Source organism: Citrobacter portucalensis (assembly GCF_023374935.1).
Taxonomy (GTDB): Bacteria; Pseudomonadota; Gammaproteobacteria; order Enterobacterales; family Enterobacteriaceae; genus Citrobacter; species Citrobacter portucalensis.
The window spans coordinates 4,703,931-4,730,189 of record NZ_CP092466.1 but is presented as its reverse complement, the minus strand read 5'-3'; the positions used below and the strand labels follow the sequence as shown (position 1 = coordinate 4,730,189).

19 protein-coding genes are annotated in these 26,259 nt (G+C 47.4%); 15 read left to right on the top strand and 4 right to left on the bottom strand.

The annotated features are described in order from the left end of the window. The first annotated feature begins 8 nt into the window (after positions 1–8). Complete coding sequence (locus LY264_RS22820) at positions 9–365, top strand: MmcQ/YjbR family DNA-binding protein (RefSeq protein ID WP_008786927.1); 357 nt, start codon at positions 9–11, stop codon at positions 363–365. A 282-nt stretch (positions 366–647) separates the two neighbouring features. On the opposite strand, the gene uvrA is transcribed toward LY264_RS22820, so the two are convergent. Next, on the bottom strand, positions 648–3,470 hold the full coding sequence (gene uvrA / locus LY264_RS22815) for an excinuclease ABC subunit UvrA (RefSeq protein WP_048227484.1): 2,823 nt from the start codon (positions 3,468–3,470) through the stop codon (positions 648–650). 251 nt (positions 3,471–3,721) lie between these two features. Between uvrA and ssb1 the strand changes: the two genes are divergently transcribed. The 12 genes from ssb1 (at position 3,722) to LY264_RS22755 (ending at position 21,601) form a co-directional block, all read left to right on the top strand. Continuing rightward, the gene (ssb1, locus tag LY264_RS22810) at positions 3,722–4,246 is read left to right on the top strand and encodes a single-stranded DNA-binding protein SSB1 (RefSeq protein WP_003826621.1); all 525 of its coding nucleotides are present in this window, start codon (positions 3,722–3,724) and stop codon (positions 4,244–4,246) included. Between the two features lie 219 nt (positions 4,247–4,465). Next, entirely contained in the window at positions 4,466–5,638 is a 1,173-nt protein-coding gene (locus LY264_RS22805) for a tyrosine-type recombinase/integrase (protein WP_072667565.1), read from the top strand. 5 nt (positions 5,639–5,643) lie between these two features. Continuing rightward, positions 5,644–7,227 (top strand): site-specific integrase, encoded by a 1,584-nt coding sequence (locus LY264_RS22800; protein ID WP_064115021.1) that lies wholly within the window; start codon positions 5,644–5,646, stop codon positions 7,225–7,227. Continuing rightward, positions 7,220–9,229 (top strand): integrase, encoded by a 2,010-nt coding sequence (locus LY264_RS22795; protein ID WP_072667564.1) that lies wholly within the window; start codon positions 7,220–7,222, stop codon positions 9,227–9,229. The genes LY264_RS22800 and LY264_RS22795 overlap by 8 nt, the downstream gene beginning before the upstream one ends. Next, the gene (locus tag LY264_RS22790; RefSeq protein WP_064115023.1) at positions 9,222–9,698 is read left to right on the top strand and encodes a hypothetical protein; all 477 of its coding nucleotides are present in this window, start codon (positions 9,222–9,224) and stop codon (positions 9,696–9,698) included. Before LY264_RS22795 ends, LY264_RS22790 begins: the two co-directional genes overlap by 8 nt. A gap of 89 nt (positions 9,699–9,787) precedes the next feature. Next, a complete protein-coding gene (locus LY264_RS22785) occupies positions 9,788–10,027 on the top strand; it encodes an HTH-like domain-containing protein (protein WP_050185833.1) in 240 nt (79 codons plus the stop codon). 52 nt (positions 10,028–10,079) lie between these two features. Continuing rightward, positions 10,080–12,539, top strand: a complete 2,460-nt coding sequence (locus tag LY264_RS22780) for a type I restriction-modification system subunit M (protein WP_072667563.1) — start codon at positions 10,080–10,082, stop codon at positions 12,537–12,539. Next, on the top strand, positions 12,536–14,035 hold the full coding sequence (locus LY264_RS22775) for a restriction endonuclease subunit S (RefSeq protein WP_072667562.1): 1,500 nt from the start codon (positions 12,536–12,538) through the stop codon (positions 14,033–14,035). Before LY264_RS22780 ends, LY264_RS22775 begins: the two co-directional genes overlap by 4 nt. Beyond that, on the top strand, positions 14,028–16,655 hold the full coding sequence (locus LY264_RS22770; RefSeq protein ID WP_072667561.1) for a TrlF family AAA-like ATPase: 2,628 nt from the start codon (positions 14,028–14,030) through the stop codon (positions 16,653–16,655). The genes LY264_RS22775 and LY264_RS22770 overlap by 8 nt, the downstream gene beginning before the upstream one ends. Beyond that, the gene (locus tag LY264_RS22765) at positions 16,634–17,785 is read left to right on the top strand and encodes an RNA-binding domain-containing protein (RefSeq protein ID WP_072667560.1); all 1,152 of its coding nucleotides are present in this window, start codon (positions 16,634–16,636) and stop codon (positions 17,783–17,785) included. Before LY264_RS22770 ends, LY264_RS22765 begins: the two co-directional genes overlap by 22 nt. A gap of 10 nt (positions 17,786–17,795) precedes the next feature. Then, positions 17,796–20,888, top strand: a complete 3,093-nt coding sequence (locus LY264_RS22760) for a type I restriction endonuclease subunit R (RefSeq protein ID WP_072667559.1) — start codon at positions 17,796–17,798, stop codon at positions 20,886–20,888. Beyond that, positions 20,888–21,601 carry a M48 family metallopeptidase gene (locus LY264_RS22755; protein ID WP_064115028.1) on the top strand — a complete coding sequence of 238 codons (714 nt, stop codon included), beginning with the start codon at positions 20,888–20,890 and terminating at the stop codon, positions 21,599–21,601. The genes LY264_RS22760 and LY264_RS22755 overlap by 1 nt, the downstream gene beginning before the upstream one ends. A gap of 200 nt (positions 21,602–21,801) precedes the next feature. Here LY264_RS22755 and LY264_RS22750 read toward each other — a convergent pair whose 3' ends face one another. Further along, the gene (locus LY264_RS22750) at positions 21,802–22,062 is read right to left on the bottom strand and encodes a hypothetical protein (protein ID WP_064115029.1); all 261 of its coding nucleotides are present in this window, start codon (positions 22,060–22,062) and stop codon (positions 21,802–21,804) included. A gap of 653 nt (positions 22,063–22,715) precedes the next feature. Beyond that, entirely contained in the window at positions 22,716–22,997 is a 282-nt protein-coding gene (locus LY264_RS22745; protein WP_003826625.1) for a YjcB family protein, read from the bottom strand. Positions 22,998–23,549: 552 nt separating this feature from the next. On the opposite strand from LY264_RS22745, the gene LY264_RS22740 reads away from it, so the two are divergent. Further along, complete coding sequence (locus LY264_RS22740; protein ID WP_048215121.1) at positions 23,550–25,136, top strand: EAL domain-containing protein; 1,587 nt, start codon at positions 23,550–23,552, stop codon at positions 25,134–25,136. A gap of 2 nt (positions 25,137–25,138) precedes the next feature. On the opposite strand, the gene soxS is transcribed toward LY264_RS22740, so the two are convergent. Then, on the bottom strand, positions 25,139–25,462 hold the full coding sequence (gene soxS / locus LY264_RS22735) for a superoxide response transcriptional regulator SoxS (RefSeq protein WP_003031731.1): 324 nt from the start codon (positions 25,460–25,462) through the stop codon (positions 25,139–25,141). Between the two features lie 86 nt (positions 25,463–25,548). Here soxS and soxR point away from each other — a divergent pair, with 86 nt between their 5' ends. After that, a complete protein-coding gene (gene soxR, locus LY264_RS22730; RefSeq protein ID WP_003826630.1) occupies positions 25,549–26,007 on the top strand; it encodes a redox-sensitive transcriptional activator SoxR in 459 nt (152 codons plus the stop codon). Positions 26,008–26,259: the final 252 nt, after the last annotated feature.

Here is a 26,259-nt window from a genome sequence, read left to right as displayed (position 1 = left end):
GAATAAAGATGACGAATTCGGAGTTGCTGCAATACTGCATGGCAAAAACGGGCGCGGAGCAGAGCGTTCACAGTGACTGGAAGGCCACGCAAATCAAAGTCGAAGATGTGCTTTTTGCCATGGTAAAAGAGGTGGAAGAACGCCCGGCGGTGTCTCTGAAAACCAGCCCTGAACTGGCAGAACTGTTGCGCCAGCAGCATAGCGATGTTCGGCCAAGCAGGCATCTCAATAAGGCGCACTGGAGTACGGTGTATCTGGACGGCTCGCTGCCGGATTCACAGATTTATTATCTGGTCGACGCCTCTTATCAGCAGGCTGTGAACACGTTGCCGGAAGATAAACGCCGGATACTGACGCAGCCCTGATCCGTTTCGCCGGATGCGGCGCAAGCGCCTTATCCGGCCTACAGGCTTTATGCATATTCTGTAGTTTCGTAGGCCTGATAAGCGTAGCGCCATCAGGCACAACGGTTGCCGGATGCGGCGCAAGCGCCTTATCCGGCCTACAGGCTTTATGCCCGGTCTGTAGTTTCGTAGGCCTGATAAGCGTCGCGCCATCAGGCACAACCGTAGCCGGATGCGGCGCAAGCGCCTTATCCGGCCTACAAGCTTTATGCATATTCTGTAGGCCAGACAAGTGTTGCGTAATTACAACAGCGGTTTGAGGAAGCGGGCCGTGTGTGAGGCTTCACACTCAGCGACCGTTTCTGGTGTGCCGGAGACAAGGATTTCGCCGCCGCCGCTGCCGCCTTCCGGACCGAGATCGACAATCCAGTCTGCGGTCTTAATCACGTCCAGATTGTGCTCAATCACTACGATGGTGTTGCCCTGATCCCGGAGTTGATGCAGCACGTCCAACAGTTGCTGAATATCCGCAAAATGCAGACCGGTGGTCGGCTCATCGAGAATATACAGCGTTTTCCCGGTACCGCGTTTGGACAGTTCGCGCGCCAGCTTCACGCGCTGTGCTTCACCGCCCGAGAGCGTGGTAGCGGACTGGCCCAGTCGAATGTACGTCAGGCCAACGTCCATCAGCGTTTGCAGCTTACGCGCCAGCGCCGGAACGGCATCGAAGAACTCACGTGCTTCTTCAATCGTCATATCCAGCACTTCGTGGATAGTCTTGCCTTTGTACTTAATTTCTAACGTTTCGCGGTTATAGCGCTTGCCTTTGCACTGATCGCACGGCACGTAGATATCCGGCAGGAAGTGCATCTCGACTTTGATCACGCCGTCGCCCTGACAGGCTTCACAGCGCCCGCCGCGGACGTTAAAGCTGAAACGCCCCGGCGTGTAACCGCGTGCACGTGACTCCGGTACACCGGCAAACAGTTCGCGCACTGGCGTAAACACGCCGGTGTAGGTTGCCGGGTTAGAACGCGGCGTACGGCCAATCGGGCTTTGGTCAATGTCGATCACTTTGTCGAAATGTTCCAGGCCCTGAACGTCGCGATACGGCGCAGGTTCAGCCAGCGTCGCACCGTTCAGCGCCGTCTGCGCAATCGGGAACAGTGTGTCGTTAATCAGCGTCGATTTACCCGAACCGGAAACACCGGTAATGCAGGTAAATAAACCCACCGGCAGCGTCAGGGTGACATCTTTCAGGTTGTTACCGCGTGCGCCGGTGAGCTTCAGCACTTTCTCTGGGTCAGCCGCAACGCGCTGTTTAGGCACTTCAATCTTGCGTTTACCGCTCATGTACTGGCCGGTCAGCGACTCAGGCACTGCCATGATGTCGTCAAGCGTCCCTTCGGCGACGACCTGACCGCCGTGAACTCCCGCGCCCGGGCCGATATCGATAACGTGGTCAGCGGCGCGAATCGCGTCTTCATCGTGCTCGACCACAATAACGGTATTACCCAGATTACGCAGGTGGATAAGCGTACCCAGCAGACGTTCGTTATCGCGCTGGTGCAGGCCAATAGACGGCTCATCCAGTACGTACATTACACCGACCAGACCCGCGCCGATCTGGCTTGCCAGGCGAATACGCTGGGCCTCACCGCCGGAGAGTGTTTCCGCCGACCGCGATAGCGTCAGGTAGTTGAGGCCGACGTTGACCAGGAACTTCAGACGATCGCCAATCTCTTTAAGAATTTTCTCGGCAATCTTCGCCCGCTGACCTGCGAGCTTCAGATTGTTGAAGAAATCCATTGCATGACCGATGCTCATGTCAGAAATCGCAGGCAGCGGCGTATTTTCAACAAATACGTGACGGGCTTCCCGGCGTAAACGCGTCCCTTCACAGCTGGCGCAAGGACGGTTACTGATGAACTTGGCTAATTCTTCACGTACCGCACTGGATTCCGTCTCTTTATAGCGGCGCTCCATATTGTGCAATACGCCTTCGAACGGATGGCGGCGTACGGATGTATCACCGCGATCGTTCATGTATTTAAATTCGATATTCTCTTTACCGGAACCGTACAGCACCACTTTATGCACGGTAGGATTAAGGCTGGCCCACGGGGCTTCGACATCGAACTTATAGTGTTCTGCCAGAGACTTAAGCATCTGGAAGTAATAGAAGTTACGGCGATCCCAGCCGCGGATAGCGCCACCGGCCAGCGACAGTTCCGGGTTTTGGATCACCCGATCAGGATCGAAATACTGCTGCACGCCGAGACCGTCACAGGTTGGACACGCGCCCGCCGGGTTGTTAAACGAGAACAGCCGCGGTTCCAGTTCGCGCATGCTATAGCCGCAGATAGGGCAGGCGAAGTTGGCGGAGAACAGCAGCTCTTCCGCTTTCGGGTCGTCCATATCGGCAACGACCGCTGTGCCGCCGGACAGTTCCAGCGCGGTTTCAAAGGATTCCGCCAGTCGTTGGGTGAGATCGTCACGGACTTTAAAGCGGTCAATCACCACTTCAATGGTGTGTTTCTTTTGCAGCTCAAGCTTGGGCGGATCGGAAAGGTCACACACTTCACCGTCGATACGGGCGCGGATATAGCCCTGGCCTGCCAGGTTTTCCAGCGTTTTGGTGTGCTCGCCTTTACGCTCTTTAATCACCGGTGCCAGCAGCATCAGACGCTTACCTTCCGGCTGCGACAGGACGTTATCCACCATCTGGCTTACGGTCTGCGCTGCCAGGGGGACGTCGTGATCCGGACAGCGCGGCTCGCCAACGCGGGCAAACAGCAGACGCAGATAGTCGTGAATTTCGGTAATTGTACCTACCGTGGATCGCGGGTTATGGGACGTCGATTTTTGTTCAATTGAGATGGCAGGAGAGAGCCCCTCAATGTGGTCGACGTCCGGTTTTTCCATCAGCGACAGAAATTGACGCGCGTACGCGGAAAGGGATTCAACGTAACGACGCTGCCCTTCGGCATATAAGGTGTCGAAAGCGAGCGAAGATTTGCCTGAGCCCGAAAGCCCGGTGACGACAATCAGCTTGTCGCGCGGGATGACGAGGTTGATGTTTTTGAGATTATGGGTGCGGGCGCCCCGAACTTCGATCTTATCCATTCATCTTTTCCGGATTAAACGCTTTTTTGCCTGGCTGCATGGTGCTACCGGCGATCACAAACGGTTAATTATGACACAACCTGACCTGAATGGATATACAGTATTGGAATGCAAAACGCAGACGTCTGTGCAACAATGTCTGGCTGGGGTTGTTTACTGGAATCAACTTCGCAACGTAGTAAAAGCGCTATTGGAAATGCTACAATCCCGCGCTTACACTTATTCAGTAACGTTTTTCAGGAGACACGATCATGGCCAGCAGAGGCGTAAACAAGGTGATTCTCGTCGGTAATCTGGGCCAGGACCCGGAAGTACGCTATATGCCGAATGGTGGCGCAGTTGCCAACATTACGCTGGCTACTTCCGAATCCTGGCGTGATAAAGCGACCGGTGAAATGAAAGAGCAGACTGAATGGCACCGTGTTGTGCTGTTCGGCAAACTGGCGGAAGTGGCCAGCGAATATCTGCGTAAAGGTTCTCAGGTCTATATCGAAGGTCAGCTGCGTACCCGCAAATGGACCGATCAGTCCGGCGTAGAAAAGTACACCACAGAAGTTGTGGTTAACGTTGGCGGCACCATGCAAATGCTGGGTGGTCGTCAGGGTGGTGGTGCTCCGGCAGGTGGCGGTCAGCAGCAGGGCGGTTGGGGTCAACCTCAGCAGCCGCAGGGTGGCAACCAGTTCAGCGGCGGCGCACAGTCTCGCCCGCAACAGTCAGCGCCGGCAGCGCCGTCTAACGAGCCGCCGATGGATTTCGACGACGATATTCCGTTCTGAATGACATAAAGCAATTATTGTTAAGTAACTCACAATCAGGTCTATCTAATAGATTGGTTTTACAGGCAATAAATGAAAAATAAAGCCCTTTGAGTGTGTAAACATTTGAAGGGCTTTTTTGTTTTACATGGTTTTGCTTCTTTGTGAAATCGTATAATTTAAAATATTGTAAAGATAGGATTTTATGACTATCCTTGTTTTGTCAACAAGGGTGCTGTAATGAAAATAGAGCTAGTCACACACAAAACGGGCGAACAAATACCAATGATACTGGATGCTTCTGGTATGCCAGTTGTCTTACCCAATGAGTTTGTCCTTTCCAGACGATCCCTTAGTACCAATACATTGGTTCGGAATTTGAGAGAGCTGTCAGTGCTCTATCGTTGGCTGGATAAATCAAATTGTGACCTATCTGCGAAATTACTGGCTCAAAACTCATTCAACGAAGCGGAATTAAAAGGTGGTTTGATCGAAGCGTTAAGAATCGATCAGGCCAATGGGCGTATGAATGCAGTAGCGCCTAATACCTTCAATCAACGGTTAACAACTATCCGACAATTTTTCAGTTGGTGCATGGACGTCCTGACTAGTCAGCTGCCCCTATCTTCCTTGGACTATGAGCGTTTAAGGGAGAGAAAGTCATTTTTGCTTAAAACGCTCGATGGTAGCTTTATGTCTGCCACACCAATGAGAAAGAGTCTAAGAAAGGGCCTTAACGAGGCAGAGGTTAATTTCTTGTTTGAGGTATTGAACCCCGATGCTGAGCAGGGTTATGGGCGAGATTCTGCTGTAAAATTTAGAAATTATGTATCTGTTGGGCTGATGCTATTTTGTGGTTTAAGGCCAGGTGAGCTGCTTAGCCTCAGGGTAGAGGATGTCCAGGTTGGTGCGATTTCGGCGATAAAGGTTGAGCGTAGACCAGCGGACCCACTAGATGTAAGACGACCGAGGCCTCAAATAAAGCGCAATGGTCGAATCATCCCGATTGAGAATAGGCAGCTTGCATTTGCTTTGAATGAGTACATTGTTACTTGGCGTGAAGTGCTTGAAAGTAAAAGCCAAGACGAATCAGACTATTTAATCTTGAGTGATGAGGGTTCGCCTTTGTCGCAATCCTCAATTACACAGTTCTTTCAATTGTTGCGATCGCAATACGCTGACGATCTTCCTGAAAACTTAACGGCCAAGTCTCTAAGGCATACATTCTCATCCCGGCTAGAACGGGTGTTGCGTGCTTCAGGAATGGATGAGCAGCGCAGAAGGGAGGCCCTAGCCTTGCTGCGTGGCGATAGTAGTTTGGATTCACAAGATACTTACATAGCCCAAGAAGTGGAGGAGCAGGCGGTTAAGTCATTGAGGCGTTATCAGGCAGATATGATGTCCGAGAGGTAGCCAAAGTGAGTACGAACTTATCGAAAACACAATCTGTAGATCAGTCTTGGTCTGAGATGCAGATCTTGGTTACTCGAGAGGGGAAAACAATTGATATATCAGGCGATAAATGGTTGCTCCCCATAGTGATTCGTGGCCACTCAACACTCGATTTTGGCAAAGTCTCAAATTTACAGCTGAGAAATGCGTTGAAGCACTATGTGTCTGACCAAGTTAGACGTACTTCAACATCCGCTGGATACAAAGTTTTTCGTGATGTATGGAGACTAGTTCTTAGGGATTGGGGGAAAGATAATCAACCGGAAAGTGCTAAAGATCATCTTATTGATTTATTTGAAAACTCTATCAACATTCAGCGCTCTCGGCACAAGCTTTGGACAATGTATATGCCAATTCGGTGGTATATCTGGTGTTCTGACAACATTTCAGATAGTACATTTTCAGATGCATATGCCGCTGAACTTGAAGCAATGGTTATACCCGGAGGTCCAAAGGGAGAGGCAGTTAGGATGTCCGACCCCGATATGGGGCCATTACATAAATCCTTAGAGCTCCCTCTTTTGATTGCCGCGCTAAAAGAGGATAAGAGCCTAGAGTTTGAGCATCTCCAGCAAAAAGCTGTTATGGCTTTGTCACTAGCTTTCGGCCGAAACCCCGCAAACCTGACATACCTGAGGGAGGGTGATCTCGTTAAGCTTGATCCATCGAGCGAAGACCCCTGTTATATCATTCGGATGCCGCGTATTAAGAAGAGATTTGTTAATCCTCGCGATGACCTGATGGATGAATATTTAGATCCCCATTTCGGAAGAATTCTAGAAAATCTTGTCGAGCAAAATAACTTAGTGCCTCTTAGCTTTAAAGGTGCAGACTTCTCTACCCCAGAGAATAGACCTCTTCTAATAAAATCAGGCGGTAACCGCGTTGCTATGCTTTCTCTAGATGCAGAGAATGTTTTCAATATGACGAGTGGGGATATATCTCGTTTAATTACAGCCTTTATAAAACGTCATAGCATAATTTCCCCTCTTACTGGTGAATTCATGCATGTCACACCAAGGAGGTTACGATACACCTTGGCAACAGGCCTTGCGACAGAGGGAATCAGCAGGCGTGAGCTAGCCAGGATATTAGATCATACGGATACCCAGCATGTAGGGGTATATTTTGATGTTGCCGGAAAAGTTGTTGAGCATCTCGACAAGTCGATGGCAAAAGGATTCTCGAAGTACCTCAATTTCTTCAAAGGTAAGCTTATTGATAGTAATGAAGACGCTATCAATGGTGAGCGAGATGACAAGTACCTGACGTTTGTCGATGAGGAAAATCCGGATGATCAGTCTGATATTGGTGTGTGTGGGGAGTCTAGTGTCTGCCACCTTGATCCTCCTTATTCATGTTATTTGTGCCCTAAATTTCAGCCTTATCGTCATGCTGCTCATGAGCATGTCTTGGAATGTTTGCTGGCAGGCCGTGAAGAGCGTTTAAAAAAATACGAGAATGCGCGATTGGGTATACAGCTTGATGAGGTAATCGCTGCGGTCGCACAGGTGGCTCAGCTTTGTGAAGAAGGGGGCCAGAATGTCTGATGGTCGCTCCAATCGGAAGGCCAAGGTTATCCCCTTCATTGATCGTCTTGAGCGCGATAGAAAGGCAAATACCCAGGCTTTGGTCGATAAAGCTAAGCTAATGAAGCTAGAAGGGTTTGAGTCGGTTTTTTGGGGTAATCCTGTATGGCAAGTGAATGCTGGCCGCCTAGTCAAGCTTACGGGTAAAAACGCTAAAACTGCGTCGTTTGCTTTTACGCTTCCCCCTAAACTTGGCTCAGAACCTCTACGTCATGACTGGGAGGAGGTTGCCAAGGCATTACTGATTCTTCGATTCCACAGAAAACATCAATCAACACCCAATCAGCGTGACTTCATTACCGCTGTTGGGTATATCTCATTTGCAGCTAACCAACTGGGGCAGGAGTTTGTTGGGATCACGCCAGAAGTGCTGGATAATGCGTGTGAGTTAATCTCTCAACACTACAGAGACACTACTGCCTACAACCTTCACAAGCATGTTGCAGAGTTCGCTGCACACTGTGATGCTAATGGTTTGTGCAGGGTGCTGTTGCAGTATAAATATTCGAAGATGGTACGCCCAGTGAATACAGGAGGTCTGAATTATAAAAGGCTGGATGATCCTGAAGTTCTGGAGACAAAATCTGAGAAGCTTGTTGCTCCTGCCGTGTTTCGGGTTATCGGTGAGCTCTATTTGACGGTTCCAAAAGAACATAAATACAGATTGTATGTCCTGATATTGACTCTGCTTGCTTGTACTGGCCGCCGCTTTAGTGAGATTTTATTACTTCCGCTTCAAGAAGTTACGTTAGACGAAGACCAAAAAGCCTTCATAGAATATTTCCCTCGAAAGGCTAGTCTCGGTGATCTATTTACACCTAAAAGAAAACTCTACTTGCCGTCAGAGGTCGTAACAATAGTTAAAGATGTACTTGATGAGGTACGCGCGGCAACAGATTCGGTGAGAATTACCGCAGAGGAAATGCATCGTTCTCGCGGCCCCGATATTCGTTTTTTGAATAAAATTCCAGAGAAAAGAAAGTTATACATTGATGACCTGTTAAAAATGGGGATAAGCAGCAATACCATTTGTTCTACTGGATGGATTCGAAAGATTGGTCTTGTTTGGCAGGACCATGAGCGAGTGACCAAGCAAGGGAAAAAGCCTAATAACCCTATTTGCTACACAAATAAAGATGGTGTCAAAGCGTATTGTTTTAGAGACTTTTCTGAAAAACTACTACGAGCATTCCATATTGATCAATTTGGTAAAGAATACTATCTGAAAGATCTTTTATTTATTCGCTCATTGGGACTTTCAACTGGAAGCTATGCTCACTGGTTAGCTACAAGCTGTAGCCAGTCTATGTTCACCACATTTCTCCGTTATTTTCCTGCTCTTGCTGCTGAATACGCTTCCAATAGTATCGAGGTAGATTTTACCAGTCACCACTTCCGCCACACGCTCAATACTTTACTTGATGAAGGTGGGTTAAGTGATCTTCTGCAAACTGAATGGTTTGGGCGAACCAATCCCAGGGACACCAAAGCCTATCAGCATACATCCCGCGAAAAACGTGCACTGATGCTCCGCGAAGATATCAAAAAAGGCTTGGTCGGTGGTCTATTGGCTGAGCAACTCAAAGTAGTTCCGGTAGAAGTACAGGATGCCATTCTTAAAGCACGCATTCAGGCTGTGCATGATGTCGGTACAGGTATCTGCGTCCACAACTTTTCTCAAACACCCTGCGAGCGCCATTTACAATGTTCGGCAGATTGTAAAGACTACGTGTGGGTCAAGGATGATAAGGGTAGGCTGGACGAGCAGAAGCGCCAATATGCCCTTACCGCATTGGCCCGAAAAAATGCTGAGAAACAGTTAAGTAGTAACAAGCCCAAAAAGAGCGCTGATTGGATAGCTCATAACGATAAAAAACTCAAAACGCTGGCTGTGCAACTGGCTGATAACGGGGTGGAGTACTTTGATCCCGAACAATATTTAAACGAGGTAGAGCATGGTTAAGCGCTTCAGGCGCATGTCCGACAGTGACATCAATACAATTGTTGCCGATTTGGATCGCTGGGCGCTGGGCGAGCTTGGCTCAAAACTCACCTGGGCTGTGCTAGAAGAGCGCTTTGGCTTTAGCCGCCAGTCGCTCCAGGCTAAATCTGAGATCAAAGCTGCTTATGACAACGCCAAGCGAGCGCTGTCGGGCGGATTGGTGAAAACCAAAGAGCAGGCCACCAAAGAGGCCGAAGAGCTTCAGGTAGAGGTGGATCGCCTCAAGGCTGAGCTAGAAGCCTACAAGCGAAAGGAAGAGCAATGGCTGCGCCGCTGGCAGCAAATCGCCTTTCATGTACGGCAGAAAGGCATACAGATGGCCAGCGTTGATAAGGTCCCGCCAGAAGGGGCTGATCTGCCCTCTAACACTGAAACAGCGCAGATTCTCCGGCCGTTTGATAAAGAGATACCGCCATCCGGGCGGATCTAAGGGCGTGATGCACAAAGGAATTGCGATCCTGTGGTTTTCTATATAAATTAGCTAAATTATCTAGCTGTCACTGTCGCGCAGGCTGAAAAATGAACGAAAACGAGATTTACGAGCGCATCAAGCAGGTTCTTGCGGATGCCCCTCGCAATCAATACACCGCTGAGCTGCATCTGCAAATGATCAAATATGCTGATGAGCTGAAGAACATCACCGCCAAAGAGTTTTGTGAGGGGGTAGGCCTGCGAAGCAGCTTTGGCACCGAATTTAGCAAAATGCGCAATCTGACTCAGCGCCTGAAAGCGGCCGGGCTCGATACAGCCAAGCTATAACAACTCAAATTTAATCGTGCCGGACCAATGCTCGGTACTGTAAGGAACAACCATGGCCATTAAGAAAACCGAACTTTACTCCTCCCTTTGGGCCAGCTGCGATGAGCTGCGTGGCGGTATGGATGCAAGCCAGTACAAAGACTATGTGCTGACCATGCTGTTTATGAAGTATGTCTCCGATAAGTACAAAGGCGACCCTTACGGCATGATTGTAGTGCCACAAGGTGCCAGTTTTGACGATATGGTTGCGCTGAAAGGCGACAAAGAAATTGGCGACAAAATCAACAAAGTCATCAGTGCGCTGGCCGAAGAAAACGACCTCAAAGGTGTCATCGACGTTGCCGACTTTAACGATGAAGACAAGCTTGGCAAAGGTAAAGAGATGGTTGATCGGCTAGGTAAGCTAATCGGCATTTTTGAAGGGCTAAACCTTGGCGATAACCGCGCCGATGGCGATGACTTGTTGGGTGATGCTTACGAATACTTGATGCGCCACTTTGCAACCGAATCAGGTAAATCTAAAGGGCAGTTTTATACGCCCTCAGAAGTGTCACGCATCTTATCTAAAGTGATTGGTATTGATGGCGACACCCCGCAAGATGCCACCGTGTACGACCCAACCTGCGGCTCGGGCTCCCTGTTGTTAAAAGCCAGTGATGAAGCGCCGCGTGGGTTGAGTATTTTTGGCCAGGAGATGGACAACGCCACCAGTGCCTTGGCGCGCATGAACATGATCCTGCACAACAACGCCACCGCCAAAATCTGGAAAGGCAACACCATTGCTGACCCGCAGTGGAAAGAGGCAAATGGCCAACTTAAGACTTTTGATTTCGCCGTGGCCAACCCGCCGTTTTCCAACAAAAACTGGACCAGCGGCATTAACCCGAACGACGACGAATTTGGCCGTTTCACTTGGGGCATTCCGCCAGAGAAAAATGGCGACTACACCTTTTTACTGCACATCATTAAAAGCTTAAAAAGCACCGGTAAAGGCGCGGTCATTTTGCCGCACGGTGTTTTGTTCCGGGGCAATGCCGAAGCCCGTATTCGTGAAAACCTGATTAAACAAGGTTACATCAAAGGCATTATCGGCTTACCGGCCAACCTGTTTTACGGCACCGGCATTCCTGCTTGCATTATCGTGATTGATAAAGAGCACGCGAAGCAAAGAGCCCTCAGCGCGACTGGCGAAGCCAGTGATAAACAGGGCATTTTTATGGTCGATGCCAGCAAAGGCTTTGCCAAAGACGGCAATAAAAACCGCCTGCGCAGCCAGGATATTCACAAAATCGTCGATGTTTTCACCAGGCAGCTAGAACTACCGCGCTACTCCCGTATGGTGCCGCTCAGTGAAATCGCCGGTAACGACTACAACCTCAATATTCCACGTTATATCGACTCCAGCGAACCGGAAGACTTACACGACTTAAGCGCTCATCTTCAAGGCGGTATTCCAAACCGCGACATTGATGCCTTAGAGCGCTTCTGGCAAGTCTTCCCGAGTATTCGAGCAACTTTGTTCAAACCCGCGCGCGAGGGCTATAGTGAGGCCTTGGTAAAAGCCTCACAAGTGAAAAGTACTATTCTGAACCATGACGAGTTCAAAACCTTCGCCGCACAAAGCTTAATGCCCTTTACCGAATGGGCGCAGCGCTCAAACCTGCACGCCATTGAACAAGGTGAGCTGCCTAAACAGATTATCCATCGTATCAGCGAAGACCTGTTGCAAAGCTATGCGCAAACGCCACTGCTCGGTAAATACGACATCTACCAGATCCTGATGGATTACTGGGCGGATAGCATGCAAGACGATGTGTATGTGCTAGTGCAAGACGGCTGGTCAGCGGGCAAGGTGTTGCGTGAGCTAGTCGTTAAAAAAGGTGAGAAGCTCAAAGAAACACCTGATCTAATGATTGGCAAAGCCAAATACAAAGCTGAACTTATTCCTCCGGCGTTAATCGTGGCGCGGTTTTTTGCCGCTGAACAAGCCAAAGTGGGTAGCCTGCAATCGCTACTTGATAGCGCCAGCCAAGCGCTAGAAAGTTTTATTGAGGAAAACTCTTCATCAGGCGACGACGGTTTGCTGAATGATGCGCTGAATGACAAAGACAAAGTCACCAAAGCCACAGTCACGGCACGTTTGAAACTCACCACCGACTCAGATGAAAAAGCCGCGCTAAAACAAACCAAAAAGCTCTTTGATGCCGAGGCCGATGCTAAAAAAGCCCTAAAAGAAGCGCAAGAAGCTCTCGATTTAGCGGTGTTTAAGCAATACCCCAAACTTAGCAACGATGAGATCAAAACTCTGATTGTGAACGACAAATGGCTGGCAACGCTTGAAAGCAATATCGTCGCCGAAATCGAGCGCGTGACACAGCAAATGGCGAATCGTGTCAAAGAGTTGGAAGAACGCTACAGCGAACCACTGCCAACCATCACCCAATCGGTAGAGAACCTCAGCGATAAAGTGGCAGGTCACTTAAAAGCCATGGGCTTGGAGTGGGCGCTATGACAAATTTTTCGGGAGAACCTCTTTCTTCAAAAACAGCGAACGCCGCTTGCGGCGGCCCGAAGGGCGGCGGCATGGATAGCCGACGTAATGGAGTGGCTGAAGTGAGTCCGAAGTATCTGGCGGAAGCGGCTTCGAATGCTGTGCCCGTTGGATATAAACAAACTGACATTGGAGTAATTCCAGAGGATTGGGATGTTTCACCGCTATCGAGAATGACTAGCTTAATGACTAACGGTTTTGTTGGTACTGCGAAAACTCACTACACAGATAGTGATGATGGTGTTACATATATCCAAGGATATAACGTTGAGGAAAATAGCTTTAACTTCAATGGTATAAAACGAGTCACGCCTGAGTTTCACAAGAAGAACTCAAAATCATGTTTGCGCGAAGGTGATGTTCTGATGGTGCAAACTGGCGATGTAGGTTTAGTTACAATTGTGCCGCAGGATTTAGAGGGTGCGAACTGTCATGCCTTGATTATTAGTCGTTTTAAGAAAGAGACATACGATCCTCAGTACTTCTCGTATTATTTAAATTCTCAGAAAGGTAGATCGAGGCTTAAAGAACTCGAAACTGGCACAACAATGAAGCATATCAATGTTGGTGATTTGCTTCACTTCGAGGTTCCATATCCAAGAGCCAAACACGAACAAACCGTCATCGCGAACGCCCTATCCGATGTCGATGCGCTGATCAGCGAGCTGGAAAAACTGATCGCCAAAAAACAGGCCATCAAAACCGCCACCATGCAACAACTCCTCACCGGCCGCGCCCGCCTGCCGCAATTTGCGTTGCGCGACGATGGCACGCCCAAAGGCACCAAACCAAGTGAGTTGGGAGAAATACCGGAGGATTGGGAGGTTAAGACATACGGTGAAGTATTTACCTTTTTATCAACCTCAACTAATTCACGAGCTGACTTGTCTGAAGACGGTGATTTTGGGTATGTCCACTACGGTGATATTCATACCGAATGGAACAATAAGCTCGACTTAAATAAGGAAAGGTTACCGCGAATATCTAAGAATATCGTCAGCTCTGCATTCGTCATGGATGGGGATTTGATTATGGCAGATGCCTCTGAAGACTACGAAGGCATTGGCAAAACCGTTGAAGTCTTTAATGTCGGAGATAAACAGCTTGTTGCGGGTCTACACACATTCCTATTACGTGATAAAGAGAAAGTGCTTGCAGACGGTTTTCGAGGCTATTTACATAGTATCCCAGCAGTGAAAAGCTCTTTTGATCGATTGGCGACTGGTATGAAGGTTTATGGCATTTCTAAAAATAATCTTTCGTCTGTTTGTATTCCCGTACCAAGTCTCGAAGAACAAATCTCCATCGCTACCATTCTCTCCGATATGGACGCTGAGATTCAGGCACTGGAACAACGCCTTGGTAAAACCCACCAAATCAAACAAGGCATGATGCAAGAGCTACTGACGGGTAAAACGCGGTTAATCAAGCCATCAAAGGAGGTTATTCATGAGTGAATCTGTATTTGCATACGGAAGCCGCTGGTTAAAGGCAGACTTCCACCTCCATACTCGCGCTGATAAAGAGTTTACTTATACTGGTGAAGAAAATGACTATGCTAACCAGTATGTTGCGGCGCTTGCGAATGCGGGCATTGGTCTTGGGGTTATCACCAACCACAATAAATTTGATGCAGATGAATTTAAGGCATTGCGCAAGAAAGCCAAAAAATCAGGCATTGGTTTGTTGCCGGGCATTGAGTTATCCATCAAAGATGGTCAGGCTGGTGTGCATACCTTGGTGGTATTTTCGGATGAGTGGATTAATAACAAAGAAAATGAGAATTACATCCAAAGTTTTCTTAGTGTGACATTCGCAGGCCAAGCAAACTTTGAACAAGAAAATGCACGCTCGAACCACGATATTTTGGAAACCATTAAAGTATTGGACGGGTACAACAAGGATTATTTCTTGGTATTCGCTCATGTTGAAGCACCAAATGGCTTATGGGGTGGTCTTGCTCCGGGACGCATCAAAGAGCTATTTGATAATGCGACAGTACGACGCAGAGCGTTAGCTTTTCAGAAAGTAGATACGCATGATAAGCGGATAAAAATCCAGCAAGAGTTAGGTAATCTCTATCCGGCTGAAGTGCAAGGGTGTGATGCCAAACAGCTAACTCAAATGGCAGAGCGTAAAAAAGCCAGTTACCTGAAATTAGGCTCATTCAGTTTTGAGGCGGTCAAGTTTGCGTTGCGCGATAAAGCCTCCCGAGTCCGCGCCGAGCTGCCTAGCTATAAACATTCTTATATTCAAAAAATCCGTTTTGAAGGTGCTGGTACTTTAGGTGGTACAGAAATCTGCCTTTCGCCTGAGCTTAATACCCTGATTGGCATTCGAGGCAGTGGTAAATCATCCGTGCTTGAGGGGGTACGTTACGCACTGAATATTCCCTTTGGCGATAAGTCGTCGGATGTGGAATACAAAGAGGGACTGGTAAAACACTTACTGCGTAGTGGCGGAAAAATTACCATCGACGCCATTGACCGCCGTGGTCAGCCCTATCAAATCCGCCGCATTTTGGGTGAGCGCCCCGATGTGTATGTGAATGGTCAGTTGCAACCCGGCGTGTCGGTGCGTGAAACGGTATTGCATCAGCCGATCTACTTTGGCCAGAAAGATCTTTCCAGCACAGGCGCTGGCTTTGAAAAAGATTTGATTGAAAAGTTGCTTGGCGAAGCGCTGGTGCCCGTTCGACAAAAAATTGAGCAGGGCCGGCAGCGGGTGGTGGATGCGATTAATCAGATTAAGCGTCTTACCCGAGCGGCAACGCAAAAGCAAGAATGGTTGCAGAAAAAGCAAGATGTCGAATTTAAGCTCAAGTTCTATCAGCAACACGGTGTTGAAACTAAGCTACAAAAGCAAATTGACTTTGAGCGGGATGAACGAAAAGCACAACAAGTCATTCAAGGTGCTGAGCATTATCTTTCCGAACTCAATAGTTTTGTGGCCAGTTTTGAAGATGAGCTAAAAAACCAGGCTTTGTATAAATCTGCCCAGAATCAGATATTTTTTGATGACTTTTTTGCGACCTACCAGCAGTTGATTACTGGCTTTGATGGCATCAAGCAAACAGTGCTCAATGGTCACAATACGGTTGCACTATTACAGCAGAAGCTAGCTGGCTTTGTACAACAAAAGCAGGCGCTAAAAGAAGAGTTTGCCGAGATTGAACGCAAACTGGCCACCGAGCTTAAGCAAGCCGGTGCACAGGCAATTAGCCCGCAAGAGTTTAAGCAGCTTAAAAGCCTATTAGACCAAGCCGATCAAATGTTAGCCATACTCGCCAAAAGCGAGCAGCAGTATGCAGATTTGAATCAATCCCTAGAGCGTGAATTAGCGCAGCTTAATGATTTATGGCTGGAGGAGTACCGCACTATTGAGCAGGTACTGAACAAAATCAATCGGGTTGATTCGCCCCTTAAAATTGTGCCGCAATTTAAAGCGAATAAGGCTGCCATGCTTAAGCACATTCAAGACTTGTATCGCGGGAGCCGTATTCGTGAAGCAACGTTGCAAAGTGTGGTGGATGAATACAGTGATTTCGCAGCGGCCTATCGCGACGTTGAAAAGCTGAAAAGCACGCTTAGCGGGTCTTTTGATACCTTCTGGCAGTATTTTGAAGACAACCTAGAAGCCTTGTTAACCTGGCAAGTGCCGAATGTATTTACTATCGAGTATCACGGCAAAGCACTGGCGCACCACTCGTTGGGGCAACGGGCATCGGCGTTGATGCTGTTTGTGCTAAGTCAGCAAGAAAACGACGTGGTGATCATTGATCAGCCAGAAGATGATTTGGACAACCAAACCATCTATGACGATGTCATCAAGCTGATTAGAGAGCTTAAACCTTCTACTCAGTTTATCTTTGCGACACACAACGCCAATATTCCGGTGCTGGGTGATGCGGAACAGGTGATTGCCTGTGAGTATCAAGATGACCATATCGCGTTAGTTAACGGCAGCATTGACTGTGCTGACGTTCAGCAACGCATTGTAAGTATTATGGAAGGTGGTGCCGAAGCCTTCGAGAAACGTAAGCAGGTATATGAAGCATGGAAACCGAAGAACTCTTAGCGATTATTGCCAACGGTGAAGATTCAAGGCATCAGTTTAAACAAAATATTACCCGAGCTGAGAGTTTGGTGCCGGAGTTGGCGGCATTCAGTAATTCTAAAGGCGGTTTATTGTTGATCGGGGTTACTGATGACGGTGACATTCAAGGGCTAACCGTTGACGATATGGGACGCATCAACCAGCTCGTTTCTAATGCAGCCAAGGATGTAAAACCACCGATTTCCGTTACCACGGAAAATGTTGCTTTACCCAGTGGTATGGTGATGGTTGTTGATGTGCCTGAAGGCATAAGCAAGCCTTATATGGATGGCAACCTACATGTATGGGTAAAAAATAGCGCTAACAAATCCAAAGTCAGTGCGCGAGAAGAGCTGTTGAGAATGTTTCAATCATCTGCGTTGGTCCATGCGGATGAGATATCTGTGAACGGTAGTTCTATTACAGACGTAGACCAAGAGTTTTTTGACGCATTTTTTGAAAGGGAGTACGGCGAACGAGTTGAAGACCAAGACGTATCCCGTGTTCAACTGCTTGAAAACATGAATTTGGCAAAGAACGGGCAGCTTAACATCTGCGGCACTTTGCTGTTTGCGTCACGTCCACAAATACGCTTACCCGTTTTTATTGTAAAAGCGGTGGCTTTTCCGGGTGTTGATATCGAAGACGAGCATTATATCGACAGCCAGGATATTAACGGCAAGCTATCGGATGTTTTCCAAAAGGTTCTGGGTTTTGTGTTGGCTAACATTCGCCATGTGCAGAATGAACAAGGCTTCAACTCAGTCGGCGAGCCTGAAATTCCGCGAATCGTGCTTGAAGAGCTTATTGCCAATGCGCTTATTCATCGCGATTACTTTGTATCCGCGCCGATTAAGGTTTTGGTGTTTGCTGATCGAATTGAAATCGTGAGCCCTGGTCACTTGCCCAATAACTTAACGATAGAAAATATCAAAATGGGTAACTCGAATGTTAGAAACCCAATTTTGGCCTCATTTGCCCCAAAAGTGTTGCCATATAGGGGCTTGGGGAGCGGCATAAAACGAGCGATAAAAGCCTATCCAGACATTGAGTTTATTGACGACAGGGCTGGCAATGCGTTTAAAGCCATTATCAAAAGACGCATAGAATAAGGATGTTAGAATGAGTAACGTTGGTCAGCGTGAGCGCGCTACCCAAAATCGTATCGTTCAGTTTTTTCAAACTGACTTAGGTTATCGCTATTTAGGCGATTGGCAGGATCGCGCTAATAATAAAAATATTGAAGTGGATATCCTCGTTAATTGGCTAAAAAAACGCGGTGTCAGCGAGGCGTTGATCAATCGTGCTATTCGCCAATTGGATACGGCAGCAGCGCTGGGCGAAGGTAAAAAGCTCTATTACGCCAACAAAGAGGTTTATCGCCTGCTGCGTTACGGCGTGAAAGATAAAGAAGGCGCAGGTCACTTAAACGAAACCGTGTGGCTGATTGACTGGAAAAACCCAGAAGCAAACGATTTTGCCATTGCCGAAGAAGTCTCTATCAAGGGCGAGAACAAAAAGCGTCCAGATATTGTGCTGTATGTCAATGGTATCGCGCTAGGTGTGATTGAGCTGAAACGCTCTTCTGTGTCGGTTTCCGAAGGTATTCGCCAGAACCTCGACAATCAGAAGAAAGATTTTATCCGTAACTTCTTTACCACCATGCAATTGGTGATGGCGGGTAACGACACACAAGGCTTGCGTTACGGCACCATTGAAACACCAGAGAAGCACTATCTTGAATGGAAAGAAGAGATAGAAAACGGGTATAACCATAAACTCGATTTCCATCTGAGCCGCGTGTGTAACAAAGCGCGCTTTCTGCAAATTGTCCATGATTTTATTGTTTTCGATGCGGGTATTAAAAAGACCTGTCGTCATAATCAGTTCTTTGGTATTGAAGCGGCAAAACGCCATATCGCAAGGCGAGAAGGCGGCATTATTTGGCACACGCAAGGTTCTGGTAAAAGCCTCACTATGGTGTGGCTGGCCAAATGGGTACGCGAAAATGTCAAAGACGCCCGTGTATTGATCGTGACCGATCGCACTGAGCTGGATGAGCAGATTGAAAAGGTGTTCACTGGTGTTGAGGAAGATATTTATCGCACCAAAAGCGGTGCCGATTTGGTGGCGACGCTCAATCAGCCCAACCCTTGGTTGGTTTGCTCTTTAGTCCATAAATTTGGTCGGCAGTCTGATTCGGAAAACGATACCGCGACGGATGAGTTTATTGCCGAGTTAAAGAAATCGCTACCATCGGACTTTAAAGCCAAAGGCGATTTGTTTGTGTTTGTGGACGAGTGTCACCGTACTCAATCGGGCAAGTTGCACGAGGCGATGAAATCCATCCTGCCAGAAGCCATGTTTGTCGGCTTCACCGGCACGCCCTTGATGAAGAAAGACAAGAAAAAATCGGTTGAGGTATTTGGCCCTTACATTCATACCTATAAATTTGATGAAGCCGTGGCCGATGGTGTGGTGCTTGATTTACGCTATGAAGCACGAGATATCGACCAAAATGTCACTTCGCAGAAAAAGGTCGATGAATGGTTTGAAGCCAAAACTCGCGGCTTATCTCGATTAGCGAAAACCCAGTTGAAACAGAAATGGGGCACCATGCAAAAGGTGCTGTCCAGTAAATCGCGTTTGCAGCAAATTGTGAACGATATCTTACTGGATATGGACACTAAGCCACGCCTGATGGATGGCTACGGCAATGCCATGTTGGTCTGCTCTAGTGTCTATCAAGCTTGTAAAGCTTATGAAATGTTCAGCCAAACAGATTTAGCCGGTAAGGTGGCTATTGTCACCAGTTTTCAGCCGACCGCTGCAAGCATTAAAGGGGAAGAAACCGGTGAGGGTTTAACGGAAAAGCTCTTTAAATACGATATTTACCGCAAAATGCTTGCGGATTACTTCGAGCAACCGGAAGACAAGGCCGCAAATCGCGTTGAAGAGTTTGAAAAAGAAGTTAAAAAGCAATTTATTGATGAGCCAGGACAAATGCGCTTGCTCATCGTGGTCGATAAGTTGCTGACTGGCTTCGACGCCCCTTCGGCTACCTATTTGTATATCGACAAACAGATGGCTGATCACAATCTGTTTCAGGCCATTTGCCGCGTGAACCGCTTGGATGGCGATGATAAAGAATACGGTTACATCATTGATTACAAAGATCTGTTCCACTCGTTGGATAAAGCGATTTCTGATTATACTCAAGGCGCATTTGATGGTTATGACAAGGAAGACGTTGCAGGGCTGCTGAAAGATCGTTTAGAGCAAGCCAAGCTCGATTTGGATAATGCGCTGGAAATGGTGCGCGCCTTGTGTGAGCCGGTAAAAGCGCCACGCAATACGGAAGACTACATTTATTATTTTTGTGGTAAGTCAGGTCTGAACCAAGACGAGCTCACCGAGAAAGAAGCACTGCGTTTAACGCTTTATCAGAACGTTGCCAAACTGCTGCGTGCGTTCGCCAATATCGCCAATGAAATGCCTGATGCAGGCTATTCTGCGCAAGATGTAGACTTGATAAGAGCAGAAGTTGCTCATTTTGAAAAAGTCCGTGACGAAGTAAAACTGGCCAGTGGCGATTTGGTAGAAATGAAACGCTTTGAGCCTGCCATGCGCCACTTGTTAGATATGTATATTCGTGCGGATGACAGCGAAGTACTGATGGATTTTGAAGAGCTGGGGCTTATTGAGCTCATTGTCGAAAAAGGTGCTGATGCCGTGGAGGCTTTGCCTGAAAGTATTCGTAAGAATCAGGAAGCCATGGCCGAAACCATCGAAAATAACGTGCGTAAAACCATCGTTGATGAAAACCCGGTTAACCCTAAGTATTACGAGCAAATGTCGGTGTTATTGGATGAGCTGATTGAGCTTCGTCGCCAAAAAGCGATTGAATATCAAGAGTATTTGGAAAAAATCCGCGAGTTGTCTCGTAAGGTTATACGTCCGGAGCAGACAGCGGCTAACTATCCGCCATCGATGGACTCTAATCCAAAACGCGCGTTTTACGATAATTTTGGTCAAGATGAAGTGCTGGCTACCAAAATAGATAGTGCCATTCGTTATACCAAAAAAGCGGATTGGGTGGGAGATCGCTTTAAGGAGCGAGAAATTGCCAATGCGGTGCGAGAAGAAACGACGGGGTATGATGTGGATATTCAGGGTGTAATGGAATTGGCAAAAGCGCAAAAAGAGTACCATTGATGCCTAAGGTAGAAATTGGTTCTATTGCGATGCAGTTAAATCGTAAGGCAATTAAAAACCTTCATATCAGCGTGTTGCCACCTGATGGGCGTGTGCGTGTTTCTGCTCCTGAATCTATGACAGAAACCGCAATCCGTATGGCAGTGATCAGCCGCATTCCTTGGATCAAGAAACAGCAGAGTGATTTTGCCAAACAACCTCGCCAATCTGATCGAGCAATGGTTAGCGGTGAATGTCATTACCTGTGGGGCAGGCGTTATCGTCTGAATCTTATTGAGCGTTCCGGAAAGCATGAAATCAAGCTAGGTCGTGGTCGATTGCATTTATATGTCAATCCCGCAACAACGCTTGAGAACAAGACGCTGGTAATGAACTCATATTATCGAGATGCACTTAAAGCGCGAATCGCTGAGTTACTGCCTGTTTGGGAGGACAAGATCGGCGTTACAGCTGCCGATTGGGGAGTCAAAAAGATGAAAACCAAATGGGGTAGCTGCAATATTAAGGCAAAGCGCATTTGGCTAAATTTAGAGCTCGCGAAAAAGCCTCCCGAATGTCTAGAGTACATATTGGTACATGAATTGGTGCATCTGCTAGAGCGTAATCATAATGAGCAATTTAAGGCGCACATGGATAGATTACTGCCTGATTGGCGAGAGCGCCGTGATTTGTTAAACCGAATGCCTTTAGCACACAACAGTTGGATTTATTAAGGATTTACGTATTTTGCGTGTAATTTGGTGCTCATAAAGAAGCCACTATGAACACAAAACAGAGCTCGACGTGTGAAATTCTGGGTGTTCACATAAATCAGAGTGCACCCTTTTAGGGGCTAGCTTTCCGTGTCAGACTTATATGTGACTGGTAGTTAAACTAAATGTAGTATTAACTTTCACATGTGAAAGTTCTAGGGTCACAGCTTAAAACCGTGATTTGAACCATCCGGTAGATCGACATGAAGGCGAAGTTTTCCTCCTGCTGATGCAACAAGCTGCTTCAGTCTCTGTAGGCTATCGATTGTGCAGTTATCAATGTGGCAGCCTGCATCAGCCCCGATACGTTCTAGTAACTCGATTAAATGGATATGGATTAGCTGCCTCGAAGCGATTTCTTTTGCGGAATCAACGAGCTCTTGAGGTTGTTCTGCAATGATATCTTCTAATTTTCTGCTCATTTTTTCGGCCTTTGGGTTGAGCTGAAAAACTTTCACATGTGAAAGTTTTTCCTAGAACAGTATGTGTGGGTATTTTAACCATCAAAGAGAAGTAAAACCAATTTTTCCTTGGCTGAATAAAGCTTGTTACCCCACTTACCATCGAATCAGCATACTTTTACTCTATTCCCTAACATGGAATCTTTTTCACCCCAAAAGGGCAATTACAGAGTTTTACTCGTCTGGGCGTCTGTTGTACTCTTTACTTATCGTCAGCGCTTGCTGGCTATAATGGTAGCTGGCCCAAAACAGCAATATATTAACCTAAGGAGACAATCCCTCTAGGGTACTCTTACATAATCATTGGAGAGAGGCATGACCAACCGGGTACTCCAAGCCCCGTTTGGTTTTTTGTTGAACGGGTGCTGTCGCTGAAAGTGTCAAGTTATTATCTTTACGTTTAGCGGGTAGCAATCCCATAGCACTAGCCCAGAATGTTGACAATATTGAGCTTAACTTAACAAGATTGGGTTGTTGTTACAGTAAAAGTCAATATTTTCAGTGGCTTGAGATGTTTTTGCGTTGTGTTATGTGAACTACCGTTCTAATCCCACTGCGCTACGCTGAAAATAATGGCTACCTCAAGACTGGGGTAGCCATATGCAATTTTGTTATCAGTTCAACACCATCGGCCAATCTGGCGGTGTGTGGCTCATCACGTCAACCATTACGGTTTCAATGTTCTTCCAGATAGCGGACATATCCACCAGGGTTATGCCGAGCAATCCAGTCGCAAACCAGCAGGCAAAAACCAGCCCCAAACCGCTGCTAATGACGGCCAGGCCAATATAATCTGATTTACGAAAACGGATATTGAGCGTACTGGCTAAAAACATCAGCACCGCGCTGAGTAGTTGCCACCGCAGAAGAACCACGCCAGTTGTTATTGTCGCCATGAAAAACGTCCTCAGAAAGTCTGGATGCCCAGGACAGCGCGGGGGTGTTCACCGAGGGTGTGATACTCTGGCTATCGACGGGCAATAACATGAATGAAACATTGTTTCTGTTACATGATTTTTGTGAACTATATCACATCTGGTCGTTTGTTCACCAGTATTGGCCGTTATTTTTGCAGGCTTATAACCACTCTAAATGTGTGGTTTTGTTTAATGAAGAGTTGATAATAAATAACCATCTTTTAAACATACATTTAATCTACTTGTTATATTTATCCTAAATTAAACGTTAAAAAAATTTAATGAATTTCTTAAATGCAGCCAGGATAATGCTCATAAAAAATTACTCCGTGGGGATAATAACGTTATGAAATAAGCATAACTTTAAGTTTGCCTTACGGAAAAATAATATCATCATCAACTATTATCAGACTTTTACATAGAGAAGTCTGTTGCTAATACTGATAGATTCATGCAACTTAATCAGTCGGTGTTTATAGCATCCTGCCTTGATGGGTTCTGGCATATACGAAACAGGGAAATAGGGCTGACATGAATCACAGTGCGCGACGCAAGATGCTGAAGTTCCTGGGAACATTCATGGTGGTATTGTTCCCCGTGGTGCTGGCGATATGGTTTGCGCACATCCGGGCGATGACCGAAACCCATAGCCAACTCCGCTCTTTTGCTCAACTGGTGTTAAATAAAACAGAATTGGTGATCCTACAAGCTGATTTGGCGCGTGATATGGCCCAGTTGTATCAGGGTAAGATGTGTACCCCGGCACATCAGAAAAGTATGCTAAATATTATTCGCGGTCGTTTATATATCAGTGAGCTAATTTATGCGCAGGGCGATCATTTTTTGTGCTCTACGTCTATGACGCCGCCTGTTACTTATATTATGCCGACACCTGACTATAAACGTACGCCGGATATCGCCATCTATTACTACCGCGATACCCCTTTTTTCGCTGGCTACAGAATGACGTACATGCAACGCGGGAACTACGTCGCAGTCATCAATCCATTGTCCTACAGCGAAGTCATGTCAGATGATCCGGATCTCTCCTGGGGCGTGTATGACACAGTAACAGATACGTTTTTCTCTGCCAGCGAAGCGGCAAATATTGCGCAGTTCGCGCCGCTCATACGCGGTGAAGCCTCGACCTTTCAACAAGACGATCGCTTCTACACCATCGTGCATTCTGAAAAACGTCCAATTGCGATTATTGTGTCGACCTCAGACAACCGAGTAAGTCAGATTTTCTATCACGAGGCGGTATTAACCATCCCCTTCGGGATTATCTGCAGCATCCTGATATTGCTAATGTGGTGGCGCACGCGCCAGGAATACTTATCCCCTCGGCGTTTGCTAAAACGCGCGATCAAAAAACGTCAGCTTTGCCTGCATTACCAGCCGATTATTGATATTAAGAATGGGCAATGTGTTGGTGCTGAAGCTCTGCTGCGCTGGCCGGGCTGTAAAGGTGAGGTGATGAGCCCGACGGAGTTTATTCCGCTGGCTGAAAAAGAGGGAATGATTGAGCGGATCACGGATTATGTCGTTGAAGAGGTGTTCAACGATTTGGGGTATTTTCTTTCGGCGCATCCTCAGCTTTCTATATCGATTAACCTTTCCGCTTCTGACTTTCATTCATCCCGATTGATTGCTCTGATTAACGACAAAAATCGTGAGTACTCCGTGGCGGCCCAGCAAATTAAAGTCGAAGTGACCGAGCGTGGGTTCATAGATGTACATAAAATGACCCCCGTAATCCAGGCGTTCCGCAAAGCGGGTTATGAAGTGGCATTTGATGATTTTGGCACGGGATATTCCAATCTGCATAATTTGTCAGCGCTGAATGTCGATATCCTGAAGATCGACAAATCGTTTATTAGCACGTTGTCCACTAACAGCACCAGTCACTTGATTGCCGAACATATTATTGAGATGGCACAAAGCTTACACCTGAAGACGATTGCGGAAGGGGTGGAAACGAAGGAGCAAATCGAATGGCTGCTTGAACGCGGCGTACAGTATTGTCAGGGCTGGTATTTTGCGAAGGCGCTGCCGCCGCAGGAGTTCATGCACTGGATACAACGGTCGCCCGCCATACTGACGCAGAGCGGGCAATAATCTTACAGACGATGGCGGTAGTCGCTGGGAGTACGATCAAATTCGCGGCGAAACACACGCGAGAAGGTTTGTTGCGACACATAACCAAGATCCATCGCGATATCAAAAATAGGTCGCTCAGTTGTCCGCAGTTCAACGGCGGCCAGCAAAAGCCGACGCTGGCGGATGTAGTCACCCAAGGTCTGGCGCGTCACCGTGCGGAACATTCTTTGTAAATACCACTTCGAGTAACCTGATTTTTTCGCCACCGCCTCAATGTTCAGCGGTTGATCGATATGTTCATCAATCCATTCAATAAGGGTCTGAATAATCTGCTGATGGGACATAGGGCTGCCTCTTTCTCAGTATTCGATTCGTCGTTTTGTCTGTGGGCGAGTATAATTCCTCAAGTTAACTTGAGGTAAAGCGATTTATGGAAAAGAAATTACCCCGGATAAAAGCGCTGCTCACACCAGGTGAAGTCGCCAAACGTAGCGGCGTGGCGGTATCGACCCTGCATTTCTATGAAAGCAAAGGGTTAATCAGTAGCATGCGCAACAGCGGCAATCAGCGCCGATACAAACGTGATGTGTTGCGTTACGTCGCGATAATCAAGATTGCTCAACGCATCGGGATCCCGCTGGCCACGATCGGTGACGCGTTAGGGGTATTACCTGAGGGGCATTCGCTTAGTGCCAAAGAGTGGAAGCAGCTCTCTTCGCAATGGCGTGAAGAACTGGACCGACGCATCCATACTTTGGTGGCGCTACGTGATGAGCTGGATGGGTGTATTGGTTGCGGATGCTTGTCACGTAGCGATTGCCCGTTGCGTAACCCTGGCGATCAGCTTGGCGAGCAGGGGACCGGAGCGCGCCTGCTGGAAGATGATTAATTGGTTTAAAATATGTGACGGGTATGAAGGATATAAAACTAAAGCGCCACAGAGGGCGCTTTAGTTTGGTTCCGGTCTTTGTCTTTCACTCTATCCCGCTGGTTCACGGGAGGGTTTCCCCCGACATCAACACCCCTCAGTCGAGCACATTAGGGGAGGTTCCGGCCTGTGTTGATAATGTAAGTGTAAGCCACCTCCCTCCATTTGCCAGTGAAATGGTGATTTTTTAGCCAAAAAATTTTACGCATCTGC

Bases quoted from the DNA above. Each gene is read 5' to 3' on its own strand.
- LY264_RS22770 (WP_072667561.1), top strand. From the start codon at position 14,028: ATGAGTGAATCTGTATTTGCATACGGAAGCCGCTGGTTAAAGGCAGAC.
- LY264_RS22820 (WP_008786927.1), top strand. From the start codon at position 9: ATGACGAATTCGGAGTTGCTGCAATACTGCATGGCAAAAACGGGCGCG.
- LY264_RS22785 (WP_050185833.1), top strand. From the start codon at position 9,788: ATGAACGAAAACGAGATTTACGAGCGCATCAAGCAGGTTCTTGCGGAT.
- LY264_RS22775 (WP_072667562.1), top strand. From the start codon at position 12,536: ATGACAAATTTTTCGGGAGAACCTCTTTCTTCAAAAACAGCGAACGCC.
- uvrA (WP_048227484.1), bottom strand. From the start codon at position 3,470: ATGGATAAGATCGAAGTTCGGGGCGCCCGCACCCATAATCTCAAAAAC.
- soxS (WP_003031731.1), bottom strand. From the start codon at position 25,462: ATGTCCCATCAGCAGATTATTCAGACCCTTATTGAATGGATTGATGAA.
- LY264_RS22750 (WP_064115029.1), bottom strand. From the start codon at position 22,062: ATGAGCAGAAAATTAGAAGATATCATTGCAGAACAACCTCAAGAGCTC.
- LY264_RS22780 (WP_072667563.1), top strand. From the start codon at position 10,080: ATGGCCATTAAGAAAACCGAACTTTACTCCTCCCTTTGGGCCAGCTGC.
- LY264_RS22755 (WP_064115028.1), top strand. From the start codon at position 20,888: ATGCCTAAGGTAGAAATTGGTTCTATTGCGATGCAGTTAAATCGTAAG.
- ssb1 (WP_003826621.1), top strand. From the start codon at position 3,722: ATGGCCAGCAGAGGCGTAAACAAGGTGATTCTCGTCGGTAATCTGGGC.
- LY264_RS22795 (WP_072667564.1), top strand. From the start codon at position 7,220: ATGTCTGATGGTCGCTCCAATCGGAAGGCCAAGGTTATCCCCTTCATT.
- LY264_RS22740 (WP_048215121.1), top strand. From the start codon at position 23,550: ATGAATCACAGTGCGCGACGCAAGATGCTGAAGTTCCTGGGAACATTC.
- soxR (WP_003826630.1), top strand. From the start codon at position 25,549: ATGGAAAAGAAATTACCCCGGATAAAAGCGCTGCTCACACCAGGTGAA.
- LY264_RS22805 (WP_072667565.1), top strand. From the start codon at position 4,466: ATGAAAATAGAGCTAGTCACACACAAAACGGGCGAACAAATACCAATG.
- LY264_RS22760 (WP_072667559.1), top strand. From the start codon at position 17,796: ATGAGTAACGTTGGTCAGCGTGAGCGCGCTACCCAAAATCGTATCGTT.
- LY264_RS22790 (WP_064115023.1), top strand. From the start codon at position 9,222: ATGGTTAAGCGCTTCAGGCGCATGTCCGACAGTGACATCAATACAATT.
- LY264_RS22745 (WP_003826625.1), bottom strand. From the start codon at position 22,997: ATGGCGACAATAACAACTGGCGTGGTTCTTCTGCGGTGGCAACTACTC.
- LY264_RS22765 (WP_072667560.1), top strand. From the start codon at position 16,634: ATGGAAACCGAAGAACTCTTAGCGATTATTGCCAACGGTGAAGATTCA.